Below are 24843 nucleotides of genomic sequence, written 5' to 3'. Positions count from 1 at the left end.
TGGAAAAATATTGGACATATCATATTTTGCTTCAAGCAAATCGCTTGGCACTTTAGCTCTTCATCAGGTATGAAACAATTGCATCGCCAACCTGTGCGGTTGTTGCAGTACCGCCCATATCGGGAGTAAGAACGGTTCCCTCCGTCATTATAGCTTCCATTGCTTGCAAAAGTCGCTCTCCCCATTGCTCATGATGGAAAAAATCCAGCATTTGGCTTACCGCCCAAACGGTAGCTAAGGGGTTTGCAATCTGTCGACCTGCAATATCGGGTGCCGAACCGTGAATCGGCTCGAACATAGACGGGTACTTTCGCTCCGGGTTAATGTTGGCACCGGCTGCGAGCCCCATTCCACCGGCAATGGCAGCGCCAAGGTCGGTAAGAATATCGCCAAATAGGTTCGAAGTTACAACCACCTCAAATGCCTCTGGGCACTTTATCATCATCATACTAGCTGCATCCACCAAATAAGAAGCGGTTTTTACATCGGGGTATTCCCGACTTACTTCAGAAAAGATCTGATCCCAAAACACCATGGAATAGTTCATTGCATTGCCCTTGCTGATGCTGGTAAGGGTTTTCTTTTCACGGCGTGCTAATTCAAACGCATAACGCATAATACGTTCGCACCCATGGCGAGAAAAAACGTTATCCTGAATAACCACCTCATGTGGTTTGCCACGGTACATCCAACTGCCACTGCCAGCGTATTCACCCTCACTATTCTCCCGTACGAAAACCATATCAATGTCTTCCCGCTCAACGTCCTTTAGCGGGCAGGGGGCACCTTTGAGCAGCTTTACCGGGCGCAAATTTACGTATTGGTCAAAGCTTTTGCGAATGGTGAGCAGCAGCCCCCAAAGAGACACATGATCTGGTACACCAGGGAAACCGACAGCACCAAGGAAAATCGCATCGTAGCCCTTAAGCTGTTCAATACCATCCTCCGCCATCATACTCCCGGTTTTCAAATAATATTCGCAGCCCCAGGGAAAGGTGTCGAACTCAAAGCGGAACCCGCCGTCCAACCGGGCAACGCATTCTAAAACCTTGCATCCTTCTGCAATTACCTCTGGCCCGATACCGTCACCTGGAATTACAGCGATTTTATGAATCTGCATAGCCAACGCCTCCCCACAATCGTTTTAGAAATAATATTGAGTTAATTATTATTATACAGGTTAACCACATCGAGAATCAGGCTGATGCTGCCATCGCCCAAAACTGCACCGCCGGAAATACCGCTATCTTTAATATTGAACTGATTCAGGTACGCAGGCAAGCCCTTAACAACCACCTGCTGTTCCCCAAGCAAATCATCCGCCAATACGCAGTAAATCTTTTCGTGGTTTTCAACCTGCACCACTATAGAATCTTCCAACGTTTTTGCCTTGGGCTCCAAACCGAATACGGAATGCAGGCGAATGAGCGGGTAGTACTGGTTGCGCATTGTAATAATCTCGTTCCCGCTGGTATCGTACAATACTTGGTCAGCGGTCACCTTAACCAACTGCTTGATGTTATTGGTAGGTATGATGAACATGGTATCACCAACTGAAACCTTCATACCATTCACAATTGCCAAAGTAAGCGGAATTTTGAACAATACCTTTGTTCCCTTGCCGGGCTCACTGTAGATTGTTACATCGCCGCCAACCTTTTCTACATTCTTCTTTACAACGTCCATACCCACGCCACGGCCTGAAAATTCCGTTACTACTTCATTAGTAGAGAAGCCGGGCATCAGCAAGAAATTATAAACCTCGCGGTTTGAGTATTCTTTTTCATTCTTTTTCAGCATCCCCTGCCGCTTGGCTTTCGCCAAAACCGCTTCACGGTCAATTCCCTGACCGTCATCCTCAATTGTTATGAGAATTTCGCCGCCAGTATTCTGCGCAGAAAGTGTAATGGTACCCTTTGCCGGCTTACCGTTGGCTAAACGGGTTTGCTTATCCTCCAAACCGTGATCCATCGCATTGCGAACCACGTGCATAATTGGGTCATTAATGCTGTCTACAATGGATTTATCAACCTCGGTTTCCTCACCAACGAGCACCAATTCGGCATCTTTATCCAAGCTTTTGCTCATATCGCGTACAATACGGCGCATTTTTTGGAACACACCGGAAATAGGAACCATTCGAATAGACATAACGATTTCTTGCAGCTCATCCGTAAGCTTGCGCAGCTGGCGCGAGGCTTTCGTATAGCTGTTATCCACTCCACTTTCGCTGGTTTGCTGCACGGAGTGAGAAGCCGTTACCATTGATTCTGTAATGACTATTTCACCTACAAGATCCATCAAATTATCCAGCTTTGAGAGATTCACGTTGATGAGGTTTTGCTTTACCGCCTGGTGGTTCCCATTGCCGTTGCTTGCAACAGTTTCTGTACTTGCAACGGTTTTCTCTTCCTTAATGCTTTTCGCCTGCTCTTTTTGTTGCGTAAGCGAAGAAAGAACGGTATAATTTTTGGTGTAAACAAAGTTCTCGATGGTCTTAAGAGAGCCTTCCATGTCTTCTTTTGTTTGGAATAAAAGAAGAAGTCCCTCTTTGCCAATAATTTCGGCAGCGGATGCTTCCGATTCCAAGCGCTCGGGAACATTACGTACTGCTATGCCGTTTTCGGCTATGGCATGCACCAAAAGCATGGCTCTTAAATGAACCATTTCCGTCTCTTCTTCAAAGAATACACGCACCGGGAATTGGAATTCTCCGTTGTTTTCCACAGCGGGCTGCTTTGTTTGTACGGGTGCCGCAGCAATAGGTGCTTGCGGCACGGGGGTTGCTGCGACTGCAGGTTCAACAGCTGTCTGTTCAACAGGAATACTTGGCTTAGCTTCTGCGTCAGCCTTGGGTTCTTCCGGTGCTTGTCCAGAAATCTTTTTGAGGAAAGAATTAATTTCTTCCTCTAAACTGCCGATATCTGTAATAAGCGGTTCGTTGTTTTCAATCTTCTCGACCTCTGTTTTCAGAAAATCGCTGGATTTGAACATCAGATCCGTTAGCGGCTCATTGTACTTCGAAGAGATACCGTGCTCTCTTACATAATAGAACAGGTCCTCCATTTTATGAGTTACCGTAGCCATGCTGTCGAACTGCATCATTGCAGATGACCCCTTGATTGTGTGCATGATTCGAAAAATTTCATCGATACTTTCCGAGTCAAAATCACCCGCTTGCTCACAACGGAGAAGAATTTCATCCAAATGAGTTAGCAGACCGTTGGTTTCGAACAAATAAACTTCCAACAAAGATTCCATATTGTTATCCATGAATGATAGCCACCGCCTATCTCAAAAATTCCGAAAGGGAAAACGAAAGATTTCTATCTTTCTCATAAGATATATCGGATTAAGTCGCAAATAATTAACTTTTTCATTTTGATTTCTAAAAATTTTAAATTTTAGAGGTACCCATTATGGCAGATAACCTTAGAATCACTACTCCCGTACCGGGCGGAGACAACGTGAACCGGCTCAACCCTACGAGGCCCTCTGAACGTGCAATCGTGAACCCAGCGCTTGTTCCGCCTACCAATGCAGACAAGCAATCCGGTCAAAACAACACGGAGTTTTCCTTTCTTCTGAACCGAAATTCTGTCTTTAGCCGCTTTATTCAGCAGTTGAGTAAAACGCCGGAGCTATCGCAGAGCTTGGGGAAGCTGGTTTTCGAGGTTATGGGGCGTGCTGGCGCAGAGCAGGGAGCCGCTGTTTCAGAAACGCTCCGCCAGTTAACACAGGTTATCAATATGGGGCGCGAAGATATTATAAAAAACCTGCTGTTCCAGGAGAATAACCGCACCCAGTTTTCAGGCCCCCTCTTTCAAATGATGCGGCAAATGTTAGAGCAATACCCTAACAAAACGCTGGAACAGAAAATGGCGCAGTTCCTGAAAGTATTTAACGCGTATACCAGTGCAGGTGAAACCACCCGCTCGGTCACAAATCGCCTCATACAAATGAGTGAGCAGATTCCGCAGCCGTATAGTGGGCAATTGACACAATTGGCGCAGGAGCTAACAGCAGAGCAGCCAATTGAAAACCTAAACCAGAACCTTTCCACATTAAAAGAAAAAATCATTCCATTTATTCGGCGCTATATTTCTGCTACCAACGATTTTGGCAGAGTAAGAGATAATATTACGCTCTTGGTGCATGACCTCTCTCGCCTGAATATTGGCTCACGAGAAGAGCTTGCAGAAAAATTTACTGCATTGCTCGATTACTGCAAATACGACCTTGATTTCCCTCCACAAAAGCTCAACGAGTTAACCTCCGTTTTTCTTGACCACATGGGACAGTTGGAGACACCAAACCAAAACAAATTGCTCGATTCAATTTTGAATCTGCTAACTGAAAATGCAAATGGTCCGTCACAGCGAGGGCAAGAGCTGTTCCAGAGCACGCTCTCCTCTCTTCTGATGGACAACAGTGTATATATGCCATTCCATCACCTTTTTCTCCCCCTTACCTTTGAGGGTAAATACCTATTCGGTGAAATATGGATAGAAAAAGAGGAAGAAGCTGAAAACAGCCGCTATGCGCAGGATCGGGAACGAAGCCGCCTAATTATACTAACCTTCGATATTAAAACTAAGGGGTATTTTGAAGCGTTTCTTACTCTAACCGGAAAAAATATCAACATTCGGCTAAACTGCCCTGCGGAGTTTACCTCAAACACTAAAGAGATAGGTGAAGCCGTAACTGCTATTTTCACACAAAATGGTCTTGTAACGGAATCCATTGAGCTTTCTGCGGGGATTCCCCCCACAGCAAGTAAAATCATTCTGAAAAAAATACACGAGGGAAGGCGAACCGTAGATGTCTCAATATAATAACAAACAACGAGCAGCCGCCCTGCGCTATTCCGAAGAAAACAATCATGCTCCCATTGTAGTAGCAGCTGGAGCTGGCTACACTGCCACTAAAATAATAGAGGTCGCTCAAGAGAACAACGTACCTGTTTACCAGGATGACGCTCTGGCCTCTCTTTTGTCGCAAATGAATATCGGCACAGAAATTCCACAAGAACTTTACCAAGCAGTTGCAGATTTATACCTGTATTTTTTAAAGTATGGAGAACCGGAAGTTGCTGCAACAGTTCCCTCTACGGAAGAGAAGTCTCCCTCTTTACCTGAAATGCCGGATTTTTCAGAAGAATGAATATTAAATTACGTCTTTTTTTGAAAGGCACTTCATTTTCTTTTAAAAATGACCGATATACAAATTGAATCTTATATTTTATTCTTTTTTAGATTACTGCCGCTGATGCGGCGGAAGAAGTGGTGAAAAGATATGAATAATCAACCCAATTTGGTTTCCTCTTTAACAGAAGGAACCGCAGCAAAACAAAATACATCTGAAAAACACCTGACCTTCTATATTGATGGCCAGATTTTCGCAATCCCCAGCAGTTTGGTGGTAGAGATTGTTCGAATTCAGGCAATTACACTCATGCCGAAACTCCCCTCTTATGTCAAAGGGGTCATCAACTTGCGCGGTAAAATTGTACCGCTGATTGATTTACGCCTGAAGCTCTCAAAACCAGAGCTGGAGTATAACGACCAAACAAGTATTGTCGTAACACAAACCGAGGACGCTATTATTGGATTAATTGTCGACAGCGTAGACGATGTAACCGATATTGCAACCAAAGATGTAAACGAAACACCAAGCCTTGGCCGCGAGAAGAGCAACCCCTTTGTTACCGGAATTGTAACACTCTCAAAAGGCCCGGCTCTGCTTCTTAACTTAAAGCGGATTCTTACAGAAAATGAGGATGACCGTTCCGGCAAAACAAGTTCAGAACTTGCGGAAGACCAAGGCGCCTAATCGCTCTTCCCTACCAGTTGTTCGTAACGGAAGACAGAATAAATATCAATTTGAAAGGGTGACTTCAATGGAAGATACCATCGATACCATCGACTTTCTAGACACAGCCAATCAGGAGATTGACGGAAAATATTTAACATTCTTTTTGGATAACCAACTTTTCGGTGTTCCAATTTCAGACGTTGTACAGATTATTGGAATGCAGGAAATTACTCCTGTACCCGATTCCCCTGCTTATGCAAAAGGGGTTATTAACTTGCGCGGAAGTATTATTCCTTTAATTGATATTCGGCTGCGTTTTGGTAAGCCTGAGCTGGAATACACGGAGCGAACCTGCATTATTGTAACAAAACTGGAAGAAACTTACATCGGCTTTCTGGTAGATTCTGTAAACGAAGTCTCGGTAATTGAAGAAGAGAATATTTCAGCTACTCCCACCGTTATGTCTGGCAATAACACAAACGCTTATGTTACCGGTATTGGCCGTTTGCATGGTAAAGTAGTGCTGTTGGTAGACCCGAAACGTATTCTAAATAACGATGAAATAAAACAGGTGGAAAAGGCGCTGGATCGGCTCTAATTAGATTTAGCAACCTTTGCATACTGCACCCGGAAAGGAATATCGGAATGCAACAGAAAAAACCTCATATCTCATTAAAAGCGGAGTTGCTAATCGTAATACTTAGTATTATGCTAATATCTGCAATCATGGGTATCGTAACCATGTATTTATTTATTCAGAAACTAATTATACCAGCTATATTGGTACTTTTATTCGGGTTCGTTCTAGCTAGTTTTATTACTTGGCGTGTGGCACATAAACTGCAATTTGCATTTAAAATGATAATAGATAGCATAAAACGTCTTGGTAAAGGTGATTTTGATATTGAAATTGAATTTGCCATGCAGGCTGACATGAACGACCTCTGCGAAGCAGTGAATGATTCTGCTGCGCAGCTAAAACAAAATGTAACTGGGGTTGCAAACACACTTGATTTAATTACCTCCGGAAAAATCCATATTGTAAACAAACGGAGCTATTTCGGAGATTTTGTTCGTATCCAAAATTCCATGCAACGGCTCTCTGAAATTTTGCTGCAAAACGTTTCTCTTATCTCCAGCACTTCTCAGCAGGTAACAGATGGCGCTGAGCAGGTTTCCAGCGCATCCCAATGCTTGGCACAGGGTGCAACGGAACAGGCAAGTGCCATTCAGGAGCTTTCTGCAACCATACTCGATGTTTCTGAGCAAGTAAAACAAAATGCATCGGATGCTTTGGAAGCAAACAATGCATCTTCCCTGGTACAAGACAAAATTCAGAGCGTTGCTAAAGAGACCGAGAACATGCTCCAGGCAATGGCAGAGATTACAAACTCCTCTAATCAGATCGGCAACATTATAAAGACGATAAATGAAATTGCACGGCAAACGAACATTCTTGCACTGAACGCCGCTGTTGAGGCCGCCAGAGCGGGTGCCGCCGGTAAAGGCTTTGCTGTCGTTGCGGAAGAAGTACGAAATTTAGCCAGCAAAAGCGCCGAGGCCGCGCAAAACTCCACAGTCCTCATTGAAAACTCAATTCAGTCTGTGGAAAAAGGAAAAAGCATTGCAGACCAAACCGCAAGAACCATGCAAGAGGTTCTTGACGCAACAGATAAATCTAGCGATTTGGTCAATCGAATTGCAACTGCTTCAGAGACTCAGTCAACCTCCATTAGCGAAATCAGCTTGGGTGTTGACCAAATTTCTTCCGTAGTACAAACCAATTCTGCCACTGCAGAAGAAAGCGCCGCCTCTAGCCGTGAGATGGCAGACCATGCGGTTCAGCTTCAAAGTTTGGTGCAGTACTATTCACTGGATGAAGCCATTGTATCTTAATCTACTTTTTTGTTTACTAAAAACAGCCTGCGGACAAAATATCCGCAGGCTGCTTTACTTTTATAACATTATTGAATCACTTCATCTTGTTTTGCTTTCTGCCTTTGTTCATCTTCTTCTGCTTCCAAAAGCTCTTCTTCCAAATCTTCCGTAGCAATATTACAGGCATTTTCAATCACAAGACATAAATAATTGCGATCGTTATACAAATCTAAAATTTTATCTGGCTCACTTAAAAGTCGAATCTGCGGGCGAAGCGGATGCCGGATATTCTGAGCAACAACAATAGCAATTTCACCATTACTCAGCCGTACACACGAACCAACCGGATAGGGAGATACCTTTTTCAAAAACGCCTCCACTACCTCCACGTCAAACGCTGTTCCGCTCCCTCCCATAATATACTCCAATACTTCGGTGGGAGACGACGGTTTGCGGTAAGGCCTAACGGAGGTTAACGCATCATACACATCTGCTACCGCAATAATACGGCCAAATAATGGAATACTGCTTCCCTTTAGCCCACTGGGGTAACCGGAGCCATCAAACTTTTCATGGTGGGTTAATACACCATAACATATTTTATTACTCACCAAATGGTGCTTAAGAAAAAACTCGGCACCCTTATACGGGTGGAGCTTTACAATATCAAATTCCTGCGGCGTTAATCTGGCTGGTTTTGCAATAATCTCGATTGGTATAGACATCTTACCAATATCATGCAGTAAACCGCAAAGACCAAGGTCATATAAATCCCTTGTCTTCATCCCCATCGAAATCCCGATGGCGATTGCCAGAATCGCTACCCCAAGAGAGTGGTTATAGGTATAATCATCATATAGCTTTAGGTTAAAAATACTGAGCTCAATGTTTTTATTATTTTTTAAAGCGGTAACAAGCTGTTTCGAGACATCCAATGTCTGATTGATGTGGCTGATATTGATGCTCTGTGCATTCTTATCAAACATCTCGAAAACGTGTTCGAGATTGGTGATAGCCTCCTGCTTGAGCGCCTTTTTAATCGGCGGACGAGGTCGCGGCAATATGCGTGCCTGCTGTTCCTCTTGATCATCATCGGAATGGATATATGCTCCTAAAACTTGTAATTCGCAAAGCTTTTGAATGTACGCACTGGTCAGAACCTGCCCCGAACGCAACATGGCGACTTTACAAGTCTTGTAATCATACAAATACACGTCCCGATCCAGCCTCATGCCTTCTTTCAGCTGATCGATTGGAACAAAATTCATGTGCTTCCTTTCTTTCATGCTCGCATCAATGAGCAAGGTACAACAAAACTTATTGCACTAAGTGTACAATATTCGTACAGGAAATGCAATTGTTATTTCAGAAAATCGCAACTAATTCTTCTGTTTTTTTCCTAATGATTTATGAAAAACATACGATATATAAGGTAAGAAGAATTTTTATTGGACTGGGGGATTACCAAAATGGCTTCTTTATCGACCAATTCCAGCACATCTTCCTCTTCCCTTTATGCAACCGCAAGCTCTTCCAAGCGTATGAGCGGCCTAATGTCGGGATTAGACACCGACGAGCTAGTCAAACAGCTCACAAGTGGAACACAAACAAAAATCAATACTGCAAACCAAAAAAAGCAAATCGCCCTTTGGCAGCAAGAGGCATACCAGAGTGTGAACAAATCCATTTTAGAGTTTAAGAGTAAATATTTCTCTTCCTCTTCCAGCAGTAGCAGTATTCTCAATACAAGCTTTTTTAACAGCAATACGATTGTGAATAATTCTCCCTATGTAACTATAAACGGGCTAGCTAGCGCAGCGCAAAACATGCAGATTAAATCTATTTCGCAGCTTGCAAAACAGGCTTCTTTTATTGCCAGCAATAAAGTCTCCACACAAGCGATACAAACCGGTACCGTACAGTCTGAGTGGACAAAAAGTGCAGTAATTAGCGCTTCTATGAAAATCACTTTCGAAAATAAAGACTATACTCTTACCGTAGGCAGTGACGGTAAGACCACCCAGGCATCGGAAATCATACATCAGCTTAATCAACAGCTTCAAGATCAAGGGCTGGGCGACAAATTGAGTGCTGCTATAGTAGATAATAAATTCGTTCTTCAAAACAAAGATTCTGCGTCTACCTCAAAGGCAACCATAAAGAGTGCATCGGACGCATTACTGAATGGATTTGGTCTTAAAGTAGATGATTCTGGTACCACTATAACTGGTTCAACTGAAGTAAATGAAGGGTATTTTACCAATCATTCCATTACTACCGGATCTAAACTAAATCTGACTGTTGGAGGAACTGAATATACTTTCACTGTTCCTTCCACTCTATCTCTTTCCGTTGGGAAAGAGGACAGCCTTTATTATAAGGAATTGGAAACAACTCTTAATGATTCCTTAAAAACTAATGCTGATCTAGCAAAAAAAGTAAAGTTTTCAGTTGATGAAACTGGAAATGTATCTTTAAATTCTACCGATGGCAGTTCTGTTGCCGTTACCGGAGGAAGCCAAAATCTACTCAATGGTTTGGGCCTTAATAGTGGTGGTACATACTCTACTACCGGTAAGGTAGACAAAAGTGCATTATACAAATCCTATTTGGGTGAATCTCTTTCTGGAGCTAACCTAACCTTTGATTTAAACGGTCTTTCTAAAACCATCTCCTTTAATGAGAGTGACCTTGCCAAGTATCAAACCCCAAGTGACTTAATGAACTATTTACAAGGTAAGCTCGACTCTGTTTTTGGAACAAATAAAATACAAGTTACTGAAAAAAACGGCGGATTTGCCTTTGAAACAAAAGGCAACGCTACTAGTGACACGAACGTCCTTACAATTACTTCTTCCAGTAAAAGTGGCGTGCTCGGCATGGGCGGAGCCTTAAATGTGTATGCTGGTGAATCGAATCGCATCAACATGAATAAAACACTCCGTGATGTAACGAAGAATTTTGCCTCTCCACTTGAAACAAAGACAGATGCAGAAGGAAATACCTCTTTACTGCCAGAATACAAAATCTCTATAAATGGGAAAGAGTTTTCTTTTAAAGCAAACGATAGTATCGATACCATTATGAAAAAAATAAACAATGATTCGGATGCTAACGTAACTATTACCTATTCCAGTACATTAGACCGCTTCAGTATTGTTGCAAAGAATGGCGGTGCCAATAGCAAGGTTGAGATTAAGGATATGACCGGAGCAGGCAACCTATCAAAGGCACTATTTGGAGCAAACGAAATTAATGGTGAAGCTGGACAAGATGCTATTATGCAGATTAGCTTTGACAAGGGACAATCCTTTGAAACCATCTCGCGAAGCAATAATAGCTTTACCATGGACGGAGTAAACTTTGAGCTTCAAAAAACTACTCCAACAAAAACAGTTACCGGTTCTGATGGAAATCCCGTTGAAGTACCGGATATGGATCCCATCTCCTTTATAGTGGAATCTAAGAACGAAGACCTTGTAACAAAAATCAAAACCTTTGTGGATGATTACAATGCGATTTTGAACGCAGTCAATGCAATGTATACGGAGAAAAAACCAACCGATGGTAAATACTCACCTTTAACGGATGACCAAAAAACAGATATGAGTGAGAGTCAAATAACCGCATGGGAGAAAAAAGCAAAGCAAGGCCTTATGTTTAACGACTCATTGTTAAGCGAATTTTCCCAGGAGTGGCGCTCGGGTATGACGAATTTTGTTTCCTCCGTAAGCGGTGCCTTGTATCAAATTGGTATTGAATCAAAGGATTACAAAGATAATGGAAAACTAACAGTAGATGAAGATAAGCTTAAATCAATTTTAATTTCAGACCCCGAAAAAGTTTCTGAACTCTTTACCTCTACGGATGGTATTTCAAATCGTTTACAAACAATTATTAAAAAATATACGAACGATAGTCTGGTAGATACCGGTAAGCTAATCTCAAAAGCCGGCTCAAGCACAAGCAAGGTAGATCAGAGTGATCTGGCTAAAAAGATGAAGGATTATGATACTCAAATCAAATCGCTGAAAACCCGGATGAAATCTCAGCAAGAATATTATTATAAAAAATTTACCGCTTTGGAAACTTATATTTCTAAAATGAATTCTCAAGCGAGTTTCTTTTCACAAAACAGTTCCTCCTGATAGCTAAAATAGAGGTGTGCCATGCAAAGCAATGCGATTTTACAATACAAACAACAGTCTATTTCCACCATGTCTCGTGGCGAACAATTGGTGCTGTTATTTGATGAAGTTTTGAAAAATCTTCATCATGCTACACTGCTGATGAAGGAAAACGACCTTACCAATTCTGAAAAATGCACTCAAAAATGCAAAAGCATATTTCAGTACCTCTCTTCTATTCTGGACTTTAAATACCCTATATCAAAAGATCTATATGATTTATATTATTTTTGCAATCAGCAAATCATCCGTGCTGAGATTCGCCGTGATCCTCAGCTTTTGAATGATATTGTTCCCATTGTAAATGATATGCGCGATACTTGGGCACAGGCAGAAAAGCTGATTCACATTAAAAAATAAGACATGCGGCAAGATTGGAGAACTTCATGCTTACACAGGAATTTTTGGTCTGCCTGGAGCAAAAGAAAATCCTGATGGAACAAATTTTAAATATAACCAAGCAGATGGAGGTTCAGACATTAGAAGAATCTCTGGAGTTAGATGGTCTGCTTGAGCAGCGCGGTCTACTCATGCAGCGAGTGGATAAGTGCAACGTATTAATTCAGTCTAAAATAGAGCTGTGTTCCCCTGATGAGCAGGAGCGGCTTCGCAGCCTAGTGGCTGCTCAGCTAGAAGAAGATTCTTGTTCACAGGACGAACAGAAGGCATTAATATTGGTGAAAGATATTAATGCAATGTTTCGCCAGGCTGCAGCTTTAAATCGTTCTACATTGGATTTTTTGTTTGCACAGCGTGAGAATACAAAGAATCGGCTTGCTGAATTAAAACAGCAAGGTGAGCAAAATACTCTTTTTACCTACCAGTAGCAAAAAACAAGGCATAGCAATCAACGTGATTGCTATGCCTTGTTTTTCAGAAGAAAAGCGTGTAAAATAAAGGCAGCATTTACAGGAAAGGATTTCATATTCATACCATGATTTTCGATATGCACGTTCATATATTTCCAGATTTTCTTGCTGAAAAAGCTCTTTCCGGTATAGGTGAGACAAGCCATGTTCCTCCCGTCACGAAAGCTACTCTTTCTCATACCAGAGAAAAATTACAAGCGTGGGGAATTTCTGGCGCCGCCGTCATGAACATTGCGACAAAGCCCGAACAGCAAACTAATGTCAACAACTGGGCTGCGCAAGTTCAAGACAGCTTTTTTTATAGCTTTGGGTCAGTACACCCTGACGCACCGGATGCTGTAGAAGAAGTTTGGCGTATTCACAGCCTTGGCCTTTATGGTGTGAAATTGCACCCAGAGTACCAACGTTACTTTGTGGATGACCCCAAAGCTTACCCTATTTACGATGCGATACAGGAGTTGGGATTACCCGTAACCTTTCATGCCGGGTGGGACCCTGTATCCCCTAATTTGGTGCATACGCCACCAAAAGCATTGGCGAAGGTGGCGCGTGATTTTCCACACATGAAAATCATCGCAGCGCACATGGGCGGTATGGAGCGCAGCGAAGAAGCGGAAGAATACTTAATCGGACTTGAAAATGTATATATTGATACCTCTATGTCATATCTGATTGTAAAACCAGCGCAAGCAAAAAAAATGATATTATGCCATGGAGCTGAAAGAGTATTGTTCGCCAGCGATTGCCCTTGGAGCAACCCGCAGGAACAACTGCGTTTTCTGGAACACTTAAACCTTCCTCAATCCATATTGGAGGATATTTACTGGAACAATGCCCTATACTTACTAGGACTCAATAAAAAATCCGGGATGAAGCACCCGGAATAAAGCGGAGGATATTCCGATGAAAACTATTTTAGTAACCGGTGGTGCCGGATTTATCGGCAGCCACACCTGTGTTGAGCTTCTGCAAAATGGATATAAAATTTGTGTTATAGATAATTTCTGTAACTCTTCCCCTGCCACACTGGATGCGATACACGCAATTACAGGCAAATATTTTCCCTCTTACCGCTGTGATTTGATGGATGAAAAAGCCTTGGCTCAGGTTTTCCAGGAAGAGAAAATAGATGCAGTTATCCATTTTGCCGGCTTAAAAGCCGTAGGCGAAAGCGTGCAAAAACCCGTTTTATATTACCGTAATAACGTTACCGGAACTTTAAACCTATTAGAACAAATGGAGCAGAACGGTGTACGAAGGCTGGTCTTTAGTTCTTCGGCCACGGTTTACGGCGAAAATAACCCCATTCCTTATAAAGAGGACATGCCCTCCGGGCAAACAACCAACCCTTATGGAACTACCAAGGCGATGATTGAACAGATTCTGAGAGATATTTGCCAAAGCAATAGCCACTGGAGCACCATGCTGCTGCGTTATTTTAACCCGATTGGGGCTCACCCCAGCGGCCTAATTGGCGAAGACCCAAACGGTATTCCCAATAATTTAATGCCATATATTATGCGTGTAGCGCAAGGAACTCTGCCCTATTTGAATATATTTGGTAATGACTACCCCACCAAAGACGGTACCGGAGTGCGCGATTACATTCATGTTTGCGATCTTGCAATTGGGCATGTAAAGGCATTAAACGCATTATTCGCAAAAGAAGGCGCGAGTGTCTACAACCTTGGCACCGGTCAGGGAAGTTCTGTATTAGAGGTTGTAAAAACATTTGAACAGGAATCTGGTGTACCGATTCCCTACCAGTTCGCCCCCCGCCGGGCAGGCGATTTGCCGGAATATTTTGCGGATGCAAGCAAGGCTATGCTAGAATTAGGCTGGCAGGCACAGTTCACACTGGCTGATATGTGCCGCGATTCCTGGAAATTCATTAAAATGAAAAACCCTTCCGAAAGAAAGCTGGTAGCTAAATGAATTTAATCATAGAAAAAGATTGTCAAAATGTCGACTGGGAAGAGCTAGCAGAGGTTATTGAGGTCGCCGGTCTATCCCCTCACCCTGCTGAAAAGTTTCAGTTGGCATTCGAAAACAGCTTTGCCGTTGTTTTTTTGCGGGATGCCAAACGCTTGATTGGCTGCGGACGCGCACTCTCTGATGCCGCTTTTCAGTCTGCCATATACGATATTGCTCTGCTACCGGAGTACCAGGGAAACGGTCTGGGCAAGCTTCTGGTGGAAGAAATTTTAAAGCAATTGCCTGAAAATAATGTTATTTTATATGCTTCACCGGGGAAAGAAGCATTTTATGAGCGATTTGGCTTTGCTCGCTTAAAAACGGGTATGGGCAAATTCTTAAACCCAGAACGCATGCGTGTAAAAGGCATGCTAGAATAAAATATGGCTCTGCCACAGTAAACTGCACCCCATTGTTAGACAGTATGATATACTGAAAACAAATGGGGTGTTTTGCTATGGTAAAAGGGATTGCAATCAAGCACTACACACCAGAGTTTAAAGTCATAATAGTGAAAATTGCAAGAAGAATTTAAGCTATTGAGAGACGGCTGAATAAGACTTTCTTTGCTTTGCCCATAGAGTGAACTACTGTATTTATAGGACTTTGAATCTCCCTGTATTATTCTCTCATCAAATTCTATCCACTGTACTACCTATATTTCGACATAAAAAATCAGCTATAATATCAAAGATTATAGCTAACTTTTATACAAAAACATAACCTAAATTATATTCTTAATAGTAAAAAAGAATTCTTACGTGTTTCTGGGCGTAAAATGCCTATTTTTCAATTATAGCTTGTTTTTACACTTCTTCTTTATTTTTGTTCGCAATTCTTGTCTTGTAAAAGACGATTGCACCAATTATAAATACGATAATTAAAACAATAAGGGTAGCATGTGCGTAAACATCTACATAATCTGCAATACGTTCCCAAGATTCACCAGCGAAAACTCCTAAATGAACCAATACGGTGTTCCACAGGAACGTTCCCGCTGTGGTATATAGTAGGAAAACGCCCATAGACATTTTGGTCATACCAGCAGGAATGGAAATCAAACTACGGATGATGGGAATAAAACGGCAAACAAAAACGGTAATTCTGCCCTTGTTCGTAAACCACTGAGCGGCACGCTCCACATCTTCCCGCTTAAAGTGCAAAATTTGTCCCAAACGACCATCTAACCAGCCTTCAATACGTTCCGGTGGAAAAAAACGACCAACACCATATAGAACCAAAGCACCTAGTACAGCTCCTATAGTGGCCGCGATTACAACTCCCCATACTTTCATTTCTGTATAAGTGGTTAAAAACCCGCCAAAGGTGAGTATAACCTCCGATGGTATTGGAGGAAAAATGTTTTCTATTGCAATCAGTAGCATAATCCCAATATAGCCAAACTGATTCATCGTTTGAATAATCCACTCTTGCATTTACAAACTTGCCCCTTTCCCGTGCTCCATTTACACGCCTCCGATGATAGCAGAAATAAAAGAGGCAGACGTGACCAAACTGTAAATTTTTAGTCAATTTTGGTTTCTTCAACAGATACTTTGTCGGTTTCCCCCATCTTGTCCGCTTTTATTTCAGGTACTACGACAGGAGGTTTTCCCATTACCTCTTCCTCTGTAATTTCTCTTTCCTTTAGCTTTAGCTCGGTTTCTTGACGGAGCAATGCATAAAATACAGAGAATAACGGTACACCAAGCAAAATTCCGATAATGCCGAACAGGTTACCGCACAATAAAATAGCAATCATTACCCAAAGGCCAGGTAGCCCAATGGAACTGCCAACAACGCGCGGGTAAATTACGTTGCCCTCAAATTGCTGAAGAAGCACTAAGAAAATGAGGAACCACAAACTGTAAAATGGGTTGATCATCAATAGAACAAAAGCGCCAATAGCACCGCCTAAATAAGCACCTAAAATAGGAACCAGGCTTGTCATAGAAATGATTACACTAATCATAATTGCATAGGGTAAACCCATTACAGACATACCAAGGTAACATAAAGAACCTATTATAATCGCCTCTGTCATCTGTCCGGTAACAAAACCAGAAAAAGTACGGTTCGTAAGCACGCCTACCGCTACCAAACGCTGAGCCTTCTCTTTGGGGAAAAACGCGTACAAAACACGGCGAATATTTCGAATTAAGCGCTCTTTGCTAAATAAAATATAGATTGAAAAAATGACACTGAGAACAAACGAAATGATTCCAGATGCAATGCTAATAGTAGCAGACACCAATGAGGTAGCTAAGTCACTAACGGTTTGCGTTACCTTCTCCAGCGGTTTCGTCCAATCCACTTTCAAGAGGCTTTGGGTCTCTTTGCTCCAATCAAACTCATTTGCTAACTCCGTCAACCACTGTGAGAACTGGTTAATATATGCGGGAAGATTCTCGGAAAAGAAACTAAGGGAACTGATAAATTCTGGCACAATATAAATAATGAATAGCCAAACAACCAACGATAAAAAGGAGAATGCCAGTAATATGCTTATGCCGCGGCGCATTTTAAGCCAAAGCTTCCATCCTTTTTTATTGAGTGGGGCGAATAGCTTATTTTCTATAAACCGAACCAGAACATTTACCACATAAGCAACGCCTATACCTACCAGTAACGGGCCAAACAACGATAGAATGTAAGAAATAACGTTTGATACATTTTCAATATGGAACAAAATAAAAATCAGACCAACCGTAAATGAAATAAAAAAGATCAGCTTGCCACGGATCTTCTTCCACAGTTTATGGTCCGACAGGATTTCTTCCCAATTCATCCCTGCCGCACAACCTTTCCAAAATAAGTAATTTTATTTCAATGCTAACGTAATTACAAGTAAAAGTCAACGAAAAGCATTTTATAAGATTCTTAATATTAAAATCTATTTTATAGCATAGCCCATTTCGTTGTAGTTATTTCTTTTCTATTTACAACAAAAGGCAAATCGAGGACATGAAAATAAGTAAAACTCATAAACAGGGTTATGTTAAACTATTTATGCTCATACATACTTAAATTAATAAATTTTTTAGCGAATTAAAAGTATATTTTACAGTGCTTTAAGACAGCAGAAGCAAAGGATCATATTCTATGTTTAATAAAAACGATAAAAGTATTTTTGATATAATAAACAATTACAACTGGGACGATGGTTTTGATTATCCCGCTTCCCTATTGCTGGATAATCCGTGTGACCTTGCGCTCGCACTTTGCATTTTTTATTTAGCGGATGGATATCGCTTTTTACAAGCTGTACCGGAACAAAAAGATAGAAATTCACAATGGGTCGCATTTATTGATTCTTTATATCGGAATATAATAGATGGTAGCTATGTAAAAACAAAGCGGCCCTATCGAATCCCTCTTACTAAAGTTCAGTTATATCATCTTCAAAAATTGGAAGTACCAGAGGTGTTTTTAAAAGACCTCCCGTAAAATCATTAATAGAAAGAGATAGATTTTTTAAATATAGAAATCGCCCTGCCTAATTGGTAGGGCGATTTTACATGGAATCGTTGTTGCGTACATTCAATTATTTAAGCTTATTCCTGCCTTATTGCTGTAAGAGCGCTAATTTTCACCGCACGGTTTGCTGGGGAAAAGCCTGAAATAAGGCCAACCATCGTAGAGAACACAAGTGCCCCTAACGCCAACCAGACCGGTATAATGGATATTTGCGCGCCTGCACCGCCAATTCCTAAAAGACCTTCGCCATTCGCCGCAAATGAGTTTAATAAGAACGACAATAAGTAGCTAATTCCAATACCAGCAACGCCCCCAATGAAACCAATCATACCGGCTTCTATGAGAAACATGGTGCGAATGTTCCCAATCACACAGCCAAGCACCTTCATTACTCCAATTTCGCGTGTACGCTCGTAGATAGACATAATCATAGTATTGGTGATACCCAACGCCGCAACTAAAAGTGAAATCGCACCCAAGCCACCCAAAATCATTTGAATGGTTCTGGTTTGTTGTTCAATGGATTCACGCATACTGTCCATACTATGCGGCTCAAATCCCAACTCTTTGATGGCATTCTGTACTGTTTCAACCGATTTAATGTCCACCGCCTTTACCATCGCGGAGTTATACTGAAATTTTTTTGTTTTATCTACCTTAATATTGTTGAGCTTATTGTACTGCTCCACCAAAGAGCGTGCGAACTTTACATCCATAAATACATTATAGCTTGGGGAAGGATCTTTACTCCAATCCTGTGCCATTATGCCTATGCCTTTGAGCTTGATTGGCTTTACGCTCTTCTTGTTGTTTTCATCACTCTTTTGTAAAACCAATTCGAGTTTATCCTCTAAGGGGTTCACATAGGGGTCTGGAATGTTACCTTTGGAATCGGGTTCGGGGTAAATCATATTATTGCTTCTTTTTTTGCTGTTATAAAAATTATAAAGAGCGTCTTTACCAAACAAAACTGTGCCTTCTACTACCGTTCCTTCCGGCAGCTTCCCCTCCTCCAATTGATAATTGTTCTCTGTAATATAATCCATATAAACACCAAGAACTGAACCACCGTAAATGTATTTGCCGCTTTTAATCTGGAAGGCAGAGGAATCAACATCGTAAATCGGTGTTAGTGTTTGTACACCTGGTATTTTACGCATTTTTTCCATCATGGCGTCATCCAAGGGCTCTCCATCGGGTAGTGGGTTATAATTTTCAACCTGTATTACCGTTAAATCTCCCATGCTCTGCATCATATCATCCGTTGTTTTTTTAATCCCGATACCAAAAGAAAGCATCACCACAATGGCGCAGGTGCCAATCACCACACCCGCAACGGTGAGCAGCGTTCGCACCTTACGTTTGAACAGGCTGCTCATGCTCATCAAAATCATATCTTTCCATTTCATGACGGATCCTCATTTTGGTGCTCATCCGAAAGCTCAGGAGTCTTTGGATGTTCTTCGTCGTAATCGTCTTCCAATTCCAATAATGACTGCTTCTTTGCAGCTTTTTTGCGGCGAATAAGAATAAACGCTGCTGCACCACCGGCAAGTACCGCCACAACAATCAGCCAGCCCCAAATTGGCATACCCGAGTGTTCGTCGGTTTCAGGCATACTGCTCTCTTCATCAATTCCTCCTGGACCAGCCGGTTTTCCCTGCTGTACCTCGCAAGAAAACTCTTTCACAATTTCTCTCGTTTGCCCATTGGGGTCTTCATACGTTATTTTTGCTTTCCCCTCCAGCATACCTTCTTCCAGCGGGGTTAACGCAACATCGTAATTATCTGAGGCACCCGATTCCACATTACCAATATAAATGTTTTTTTCCGGTGCTGTGAAGTTGCCATCTAAAACAACGGATAAATTATAAACCGTACTTTTCCCTTTATTTACATAGCTTATGGAAAGCTGCCCCTCCGAACCCAATTCAATCGGTCCCTGTATATCCGTATTGGTTATTTCAAAGCGGTCCGGCTGGGTAAGGGGAATGGAAATCGTTTCTGTTGAAGAGATTTTTTCGTGCTTGGAGTCATTCGCAGATTCATATTCAAATTTCACATCGATGCCATACGATTTTGGCTTTGCATCCGCTTTGGGATACAATTCGATTGATTTATCGATGGCGGCACCAGCTCCCAGCTTTGAAATGAAAAACGTATTGGAGGAGTTTGCTGGGGTAAAAATTCCGCCGGTATCTTCATCCGCAGTTGATGTAATGCTAATTTTTAAATTTTGAATGGCTGTACTGGTGTTTGCATTGCGAAAACGAAGAGCTAGCGGGAATGTTTTTCCTCCTGTAATAGAGGTACCACCAAAGCTGTAGTTTTCAATAATGATGATGGGCTTTCCGCCATCCGAATCGCCGGTGCCAGTAACAGAAACAAACACTTTTGTTGCTACGGGATCCTTTACTTCATCTGAGGTGAGGTTGACACCCACCGCATAGTTACCGGTTTCCATTTTAGCAGCCGCCTGCATTTGAAAAGATATGGTTGCACTTTCCCCGGGCGCCAAACTGGAAACGGATTTTCTGTCGAGTGAACCAACCACCGTAAAGCTTTCTGTGGCAAGACCATCAAGAGCCGCATTAATATTATGGTACGTTTGGCTGCCGGTATTTTTTAGCACAAGGTCCATACGGAAGGAACTGCCGGAGTACACCTTGGAGCGGTCTACCTTATAGGAATCGATTCGCACGCCGCCTTTGCCCTGTGCACTGTCTAGTACCTGTATGTAGGCGGTTACTTTATTGCCGTTAATATTAAGCGTAATGGGGTATATACCAGCTGCAACAGATGAATCCACCTTCAAAGGAAGGTTGAGATACTTTTTTTCACCCGATACAAAATTCATGGTATAAACGGCGCCAGCTGACGTAAGCATAATCTTTGCATCAGTGGGTACAGCTACCTCAATTTGTGCGTCTTCCAGCGTATTACCGCTTATTAGAGGAATTCCAACGGTTGCACTGTTGCCGGACACGATAGTTGGCGTAGAGCTATTTTCGTCCACGCGCACGGTATTATCCGCAGAGCCTTCGCCTGCAATTAGCGTTTTACGAATACTAATTTTATTCTTGGTGGTAATCTCAGAGCCTTTGGGGGCATCATCGCTATTATAATATGTAATAGAAAATTGCAGTACCCCGGGTCCGGGTCCCGAATAAGTAAGATAGTTTTCAGGGATATATAAGGTATAATATAGACCTCTATCATCTTCATCATCTGTAGCAGATATTTGATCTTTTGTTATTACAAATTCATTTTTCTTGATGCGAATTGCCCCGTTGGGGCTGCTTACCTTAATTTTAACGCTTTTTGCACCATTTAAGGTACTATCATCATGATGAAAGCGTATCTTTACTTCAAAAGAATTCCCCTTTTGCACAGTAGAAGGTGAAATACTTGTTGAAATTATCTCTGGGTCATTCACGGTAGGTTCTTCGGCTGCAGAGGTCATTACAGGAAACATCTGCAACAACAACAATGCCGTAAGTACAAACGCCGCCAAAGAGCGCATTTTATGTAATCTCATTCCGTTTTTCCTCCTATTACGGTTGTTAATTCCTGTTTTTTATTGGAATCGTGGGCGGGAAAAATAGATTCATTCATACAATCCGACAGCACATTTCCGTCGACTATTGTAATAATGCGATCTGCATAGCGGGCAATATCTTGATCATGGGTTACCAAAATCAAGGTTTCTTGGTATTCTCTTGCCATCCCCACCATTATCTCCATTACTTCTTTGGTTGTTTTAGTATCTAGGTTACCTGTTGGCTCATCTGCAAAAACAATTTTGGGGTGAGCCACAAAGGCGCGTGCAATACCCACACGCTGCTGTTGGCCGCCACTCATCTGAGTTGGCCGGTGCATGAGCCGATTCCCTAAATGAACTGCATGCAGCATTTTTATTGCCTCTTTATTTCGCTGTAATTTTCCTTGGCCACGGAACATAAGCGGCATTGCCACATTTTCTATTGCGCTGAGTGTTGGCATCAAATTATAAGACTGAAAAACAAAACCGACGTTTTTCTGCCGAAACAACGCCAAATCCCTTTCATTTAGCGCTGTTACTTCAACGTCATCTATCATAACCCGGCCTTTGGATGGTTTTTCTAGCCCAGCCATAATGTTGAGCAAAGTAGATTTTCCGGAACCGGAGGTTCCCAATATACAGCATATTTCCCCAGATTCAACTGTTAAATTGATGCGGTTTAGTGCAACAATCTTCTCTTGGTCAACCCGGTATACTTTACGCAGGTCCTCCACATGAATCAGACCCATGTTGACCTCCTTAAACCATATTCTTTAAGAGATATTATACCAATATACTGGAAATATTATTTTCTATGAAAGAATTAAAAATTTACAGTTGCGATGACAAAATAAATACAAATTTGAAATATATGCTAGAAAAAAGAATTCTAATTTTCCAATTTATTTTTCACAATCACAAAAATAGAATCGATATTTTTATGCGCAATCGTTTAAGAATTTCTTAAATTGTTCCTTATAACCAAATTTATCTTGTTTTTTTCATCGAGAAAATATATACTTGTAAAAATTAATCATTTAAGAACTTAAATAAAAAAGAGACAAAATAAGAAGTATCATTAACAAAGGAGAGAAAAAGAATGACTTTAAGATTTGCTATTCCAGAAGATGCGCCACGTATACTTTCGATTTACGCACCTTACATTTTAAATACCTGCATTACCTATGAATACACCGTTCCTACCGTAGAAGAATTTGAGGAGCGGATTCGTAACATTAGTAAAAAAATGCCGTACCTTGTTTATGAAAATGAGAATGGAACGATATTAGGCTATGCGTATGCCGCACCTCACATGACACGAGCCGCCTATCAATGGGACGCAGAGCTTTCTATTTACATGAATGAGCAAAACCACCGCAGTGGAGCGGGTACCATTTTGTACAAAACATTAATTGCATTGCTAAAGGAGCAAGGCTTTATCAATCTTTACGCCCTCATATCCGTTCCAAACGAGCCCAGTGTTGGCTTTCACCGCTCACTTGGCTTTGAGCAAGTAGGTGTATACCCCCATACAGGATATAAATTGGGCAGGTGGAACGATATTGCGATACTGGAATACTGCACACAGCCTGAGCTGGGCCATCCTGTTCCCACAAAATCCATTCACGACCTGCCCCAAAAACGGATTGATGAAATATTTACAGCTACGCAGCGAGTGCCGCAGACTGTACGGTAACCGGAACGGTTTGAATACCGCCGTCACTTGTAGTTAGTAAAAGGGTTACATTGCCTGTCCCGTGATAGACCACGCGGTACTTTATACCGCGCGGGTCTTTTGCATTAATCACCTGTACAGAGGCTACTGCAGGGTTTGAGCTAGTAACAGTTACTTGTGTGCCAGACTGATACGGGCGAGCGATTATTTCTGAATAAGTGCCTGCCTTACCTGTTAGGGTAGAAGCATCCACTTTTGCACCTCTTGCAAGCGCTATTTTGAGTGTGCGATACTGCGACCAGTCTGTTATAGAATCGAACTGACTATTCACAGCTACATAACCAGCGGAATCCCACGAGTAGTGCTGGTTCACCCCTCCAGAAATCGCTACGTCACTCTTGAGCAACGCATAGGTTTGCACAACTCCTGGCTGGTCAGGAACAGGGTCATCCCAAGTGGCATCAATATGGTACCATTCTCCCTCATACCGCACCATGTTCCAAGCGTGGTTCATGGGTGTGCTTTGAACTACAATACCAGGAATTTGCAGCTTTTGCATTATCAGCTGAAATGCCGCCGCATACCCTTGGCAAACAGCTTTTTTATTCACCAACGCTCCGTATGCCGTAAAGGAATCATGCGGGGCATTGTTTGTTTCTACACGGGTGTCGTAAGAGCAATTTAGAACCAGATAATCGTGAATTGCGACTATTTTCTGCAACTGCGTCATGTCTGGAGTGATGGCGTAAGAAATGGCAGCCTGAGCAGCTTGTTCAATTTGAGCGGTTTTCGCCGCTACTTCTTTTTGAGCAACATTGTATTTTGGCCAAAGACCATATACCACTTCTTGCTCATCCACGGTGTATTCGTAAGAAATTACACTGGAGATTTGTGGGTAGTTTGTAAAAGAGGTGTAATTCAAAATCCTCAATAACTGATCTTTTGTAATTCGATACTTTCTCAAATCAAGCACACTTGTTCCATTCATAAGAGCATTAGAAATTACTACCTCTGCCTCTTTGGCATTGGATTCCATTGCTAAAAGCGACATCGTAGCAGCTGCTGGTTGACTTTGCTGTGCGGTATTCTCTAAATATTCGGAAACCATCAATGTTTCGGTATGTAAAGTTGCAGCCTCCTGTGCCCCTGCAACAACAGCGGCCATACTTCCCATCATCGAAAGAGAAAGTAGCAGGCTAAAAACTCTCTTTTTCCAGTTTACCTTAAAGAATGCATTCATTCGATAAAACACGCCCTTCCATGATTGATATCCATATTTTAACAGAGATTCATTTTATGTAAAGTACTTATTTATGAATTTTCTGATATTCCTTATACTTTCTTTCATAAAGTTCTAATATCAAATTAAAACGACTCTTTCTTGCCGGATTTACCTATGAGATGTTATAATTACTTCACTTCTTAAAT

22 protein-coding genes are annotated in these 24843 nt (G+C 41.9%); 13 read left to right on the top strand and 9 right to left on the bottom strand.

The genetic code is table 11. The features are described from left to right. Positions 1-52: 52 nt before the first annotated feature. The gene (locus tag E7L17_RS04400) at positions 53-1120 is read right to left on the bottom strand and encodes a tartrate dehydrogenase (protein WP_316322047.1); all 1068 of its coding nucleotides are present in this window, start codon (positions 1118-1120) and stop codon (positions 53-55) included. Positions 1121-1161: 41 nt separating this feature from the next. After that, positions 1162-3273 carry a chemotaxis protein CheA gene (locus E7L17_RS04395; protein ID WP_316322046.1) on the bottom strand — a complete coding sequence of 704 codons (2112 nt, stop codon included), beginning with the start codon at positions 3271-3273 and terminating at the stop codon, positions 1162-1164. 146 nt (positions 3274-3419) lie between these two features. Here E7L17_RS04395 and E7L17_RS04390 point away from each other — a divergent pair, with 146 nt between their 5' ends. The 5 genes from E7L17_RS04390 (at position 3420) to E7L17_RS04370 (ending at position 7710) form a co-directional block, all read left to right on the top strand. Next, the gene (locus tag E7L17_RS04390; protein ID WP_316322045.1) at positions 3420-4835 is read left to right on the top strand and encodes a hypothetical protein; all 1416 of its coding nucleotides are present in this window, start codon (positions 3420-3422) and stop codon (positions 4833-4835) included. Continuing rightward, complete coding sequence (locus E7L17_RS04385) at positions 4822-5163, top strand: EscU/YscU/HrcU family type III secretion system export apparatus switch protein (protein ID WP_316322044.1); 342 nt, start codon at positions 4822-4824, stop codon at positions 5161-5163. Before E7L17_RS04390 ends, E7L17_RS04385 begins: the two co-directional genes overlap by 14 nt. Before the next feature lie 132 nt (positions 5164-5295). Then, the gene (locus E7L17_RS04380) at positions 5296-5832 is read left to right on the top strand and encodes a chemotaxis protein CheW (RefSeq protein ID WP_316322043.1); all 537 of its coding nucleotides are present in this window, start codon (positions 5296-5298) and stop codon (positions 5830-5832) included. Between the two features lie 67 nt (positions 5833-5899). Further along, complete coding sequence (locus tag E7L17_RS04375; RefSeq protein WP_316322042.1) at positions 5900-6412, top strand: chemotaxis protein CheW; 513 nt, start codon at positions 5900-5902, stop codon at positions 6410-6412. Positions 6413-6459: 47 nt separating this feature from the next. Then, positions 6460-7710, top strand: a complete 1251-nt coding sequence (locus tag E7L17_RS04370; protein ID WP_316322041.1) for a methyl-accepting chemotaxis protein — start codon at positions 6460-6462, stop codon at positions 7708-7710. 68 nt (positions 7711-7778) lie between these two features. Here E7L17_RS04370 and E7L17_RS04365 read toward each other — a convergent pair whose 3' ends face one another. Further along, positions 7779-8960, bottom strand: coding sequence for an HD-GYP domain-containing protein (locus E7L17_RS04365; RefSeq protein ID WP_316322040.1), 1182 nt, complete (start codon positions 8958-8960; stop codon positions 7779-7781). Between the two features lie 201 nt (positions 8961-9161). Here E7L17_RS04365 and fliD point away from each other — a divergent pair, with 201 nt between their 5' ends. The 6 genes from fliD to E7L17_RS04335 all read left to right on the top strand — a co-directional run bounded on the left by fliD (position 9162) and on the right by E7L17_RS04335 (position 15102). Then, positions 9162-11840: a flagellar filament capping protein FliD gene (gene fliD, locus E7L17_RS04360; RefSeq protein ID WP_316322039.1), complete on the top strand. Its 2679-nt coding sequence runs from the start codon at positions 9162-9164 to the stop codon at positions 11838-11840. 21 nt (positions 11841-11861) lie between these two features. Further along, positions 11862-12239: a flagellar export chaperone FliS gene (gene fliS / locus E7L17_RS04355; protein ID WP_316322038.1), complete on the top strand. Its 378-nt coding sequence runs from the start codon at positions 11862-11864 to the stop codon at positions 12237-12239. A gap of 26 nt (positions 12240-12265) precedes the next feature. Continuing rightward, a complete protein-coding gene (locus E7L17_RS04350; protein WP_316322037.1) occupies positions 12266-12706 on the top strand; it encodes a hypothetical protein in 441 nt (146 codons plus the stop codon). Between the two features lie 119 nt (positions 12707-12825). Continuing rightward, the gene (locus tag E7L17_RS04345; RefSeq protein WP_316322036.1) at positions 12826-13635 is read left to right on the top strand and encodes an amidohydrolase family protein; all 810 of its coding nucleotides are present in this window, start codon (positions 12826-12828) and stop codon (positions 13633-13635) included. Positions 13636-13651: 16 nt separating this feature from the next. Then, positions 13652-14683, top strand: coding sequence for a UDP-glucose 4-epimerase GalE (gene galE / locus E7L17_RS04340; protein WP_316322035.1), 1032 nt, complete (start codon positions 13652-13654; stop codon positions 14681-14683). Beyond that, entirely contained in the window at positions 14680-15102 is a 423-nt protein-coding gene (locus E7L17_RS04335) for a GNAT family N-acetyltransferase (RefSeq protein ID WP_316322034.1), read from the top strand. The genes galE and E7L17_RS04335 overlap by 4 nt, the downstream gene beginning before the upstream one ends. A gap of 426 nt (positions 15103-15528) precedes the next feature. Here E7L17_RS04335 and E7L17_RS04330 read toward each other — a convergent pair whose 3' ends face one another. Beyond that, entirely contained in the window at positions 15529-16158 is a 630-nt protein-coding gene (locus E7L17_RS04330; protein ID WP_316322033.1) for a DedA family protein, read from the bottom strand. Positions 16159-16247: 89 nt separating this feature from the next. After that, on the bottom strand, positions 16248-17510 hold the full coding sequence (locus tag E7L17_RS04325) for an AI-2E family transporter (protein WP_316322032.1): 1263 nt from the start codon (positions 17508-17510) through the stop codon (positions 16248-16250). Between the two features lie 314 nt (positions 17511-17824). Between E7L17_RS04325 and E7L17_RS04320 the strand changes: the two genes are divergently transcribed. Next, entirely contained in the window at positions 17825-18169 is a 345-nt protein-coding gene (locus tag E7L17_RS04320; protein ID WP_316322031.1) for a DUF4274 domain-containing protein, read from the top strand. Positions 18170-18276: 107 nt separating this feature from the next. Here E7L17_RS04320 and E7L17_RS04315 read toward each other — a convergent pair whose 3' ends face one another. From E7L17_RS04315 to E7L17_RS04305, 3 genes are read right to left on the bottom strand one after another with little or no spacing between them, the layout of a single operon-like run. Next, positions 18277-19608 (bottom strand): ABC transporter permease, encoded by a 1332-nt coding sequence (locus E7L17_RS04315; RefSeq protein WP_316322030.1) that lies wholly within the window; start codon positions 19606-19608, stop codon positions 18277-18279. Next, the gene (locus E7L17_RS04310; protein ID WP_316322029.1) at positions 19605-21737 is read right to left on the bottom strand and encodes a cell adhesion protein; all 2133 of its coding nucleotides are present in this window, start codon (positions 21735-21737) and stop codon (positions 19605-19607) included. Before E7L17_RS04310 ends, E7L17_RS04315 begins: the two co-directional genes overlap by 4 nt. Then, positions 21734-22489 carry an ABC transporter ATP-binding protein gene (locus E7L17_RS04305; protein WP_316322028.1) on the bottom strand — a complete coding sequence of 252 codons (756 nt, stop codon included), beginning with the start codon at positions 22487-22489 and terminating at the stop codon, positions 21734-21736. The genes E7L17_RS04310 and E7L17_RS04305 overlap by 4 nt, the downstream gene beginning before the upstream one ends. 350 nt (positions 22490-22839) lie before the next feature. On the opposite strand from E7L17_RS04305, the gene E7L17_RS04300 reads away from it, so the two are divergent. After that, positions 22840-23436, top strand: coding sequence for an N-acetyltransferase family protein (locus tag E7L17_RS04300; protein WP_316322027.1), 597 nt, complete (start codon positions 22840-22842; stop codon positions 23434-23436). On the opposite strand, the gene E7L17_RS04295 is transcribed toward E7L17_RS04300, so the two are convergent. Further along, complete coding sequence (locus E7L17_RS04295) at positions 23405-24655, bottom strand: transglutaminase domain-containing protein (RefSeq protein ID WP_316322026.1); 1251 nt, start codon at positions 24653-24655, stop codon at positions 23405-23407. The two genes, E7L17_RS04300 and E7L17_RS04295, sit on opposite strands and share 32 nt — an antisense overlap. Positions 24656-24843: the final 188 nt, after the last annotated feature.

Origin of the sequence: Clostridium sp. (assembly GCF_032576335.1) — a bacterium.
Taxonomy (GTDB): domain Bacteria; phylum Bacillota; class Clostridia; order Oscillospirales; family Acutalibacteraceae; genus Faecalispora.
This window is presented reverse-complemented; position numbering and strand designations above follow the sequence as displayed.

Coding starts and splice junctions, on each gene's coding strand:
- E7L17_RS04375 (WP_316322042.1), top strand. CDS start 5,900: ATGGAAGATACCATCGATACCATCGACTTTCTAGACACAGCCAATCAG.
- E7L17_RS04400 (WP_316322047.1), bottom strand. CDS start 1,120: ATGCAGATTCATAAAATCGCTGTAATTCCAGGTGACGGTATCGGGCCA.
- fliD (WP_316322039.1), top strand. CDS start 9,162: ATGGCTTCTTTATCGACCAATTCCAGCACATCTTCCTCTTCCCTTTAT.
- E7L17_RS04330 (WP_316322033.1), bottom strand. CDS start 16,158: ATGCAAGAGTGGATTATTCAAACGATGAATCAGTTTGGCTATATTGGG.
- E7L17_RS04305 (WP_316322028.1), bottom strand. CDS start 22,489: ATGGGTCTGATTCATGTGGAGGACCTGCGTAAAGTATACCGGGTTGAC.
- galE (WP_316322035.1), top strand. CDS start 13,652: ATGAAAACTATTTTAGTAACCGGTGGTGCCGGATTTATCGGCAGCCAC.
- E7L17_RS04390 (WP_316322045.1), top strand. CDS start 3,420: ATGGCAGATAACCTTAGAATCACTACTCCCGTACCGGGCGGAGACAAC.
- fliS (WP_316322038.1), top strand. CDS start 11,862: ATGCAAAGCAATGCGATTTTACAATACAAACAACAGTCTATTTCCACC.
- E7L17_RS04365 (WP_316322040.1), bottom strand. CDS start 8,960: ATGAATTTTGTTCCAATCGATCAGCTGAAAGAAGGCATGAGGCTGGAT.
- E7L17_RS04300 (WP_316322027.1), top strand. CDS start 22,840: ATGACTTTAAGATTTGCTATTCCAGAAGATGCGCCACGTATACTTTCG.
- E7L17_RS04310 (WP_316322029.1), bottom strand. CDS start 21,737: ATGAGATTACATAAAATGCGCTCTTTGGCGGCGTTTGTACTTACGGCA.
- E7L17_RS04380 (WP_316322043.1), top strand. CDS start 5,296: ATGAATAATCAACCCAATTTGGTTTCCTCTTTAACAGAAGGAACCGCA.
- E7L17_RS04370 (WP_316322041.1), top strand. CDS start 6,460: ATGCAACAGAAAAAACCTCATATCTCATTAAAAGCGGAGTTGCTAATC.
- E7L17_RS04385 (WP_316322044.1), top strand. CDS start 4,822: ATGTCTCAATATAATAACAAACAACGAGCAGCCGCCCTGCGCTATTCC.
- E7L17_RS04295 (WP_316322026.1), bottom strand. CDS start 24,655: ATGAATGCATTCTTTAAGGTAAACTGGAAAAAGAGAGTTTTTAGCCTG.
- E7L17_RS04395 (WP_316322046.1), bottom strand. CDS start 3,273: ATGGATAACAATATGGAATCTTTGTTGGAAGTTTATTTGTTCGAAACC.
- E7L17_RS04325 (WP_316322032.1), bottom strand. CDS start 17,510: ATGAATTGGGAAGAAATCCTGTCGGACCATAAACTGTGGAAGAAGATC.
- E7L17_RS04345 (WP_316322036.1), top strand. CDS start 12,826: ATGCACGTTCATATATTTCCAGATTTTCTTGCTGAAAAAGCTCTTTCC.
- E7L17_RS04320 (WP_316322031.1), top strand. CDS start 17,825: ATGTTTAATAAAAACGATAAAAGTATTTTTGATATAATAAACAATTAC.
- E7L17_RS04350 (WP_316322037.1), top strand. CDS start 12,266: ATGCTTACACAGGAATTTTTGGTCTGCCTGGAGCAAAAGAAAATCCTG.
- E7L17_RS04315 (WP_316322030.1), bottom strand. CDS start 19,608: ATGAAATGGAAAGATATGATTTTGATGAGCATGAGCAGCCTGTTCAAA.
- E7L17_RS04335 (WP_316322034.1), top strand. CDS start 14,680: ATGAATTTAATCATAGAAAAAGATTGTCAAAATGTCGACTGGGAAGAG.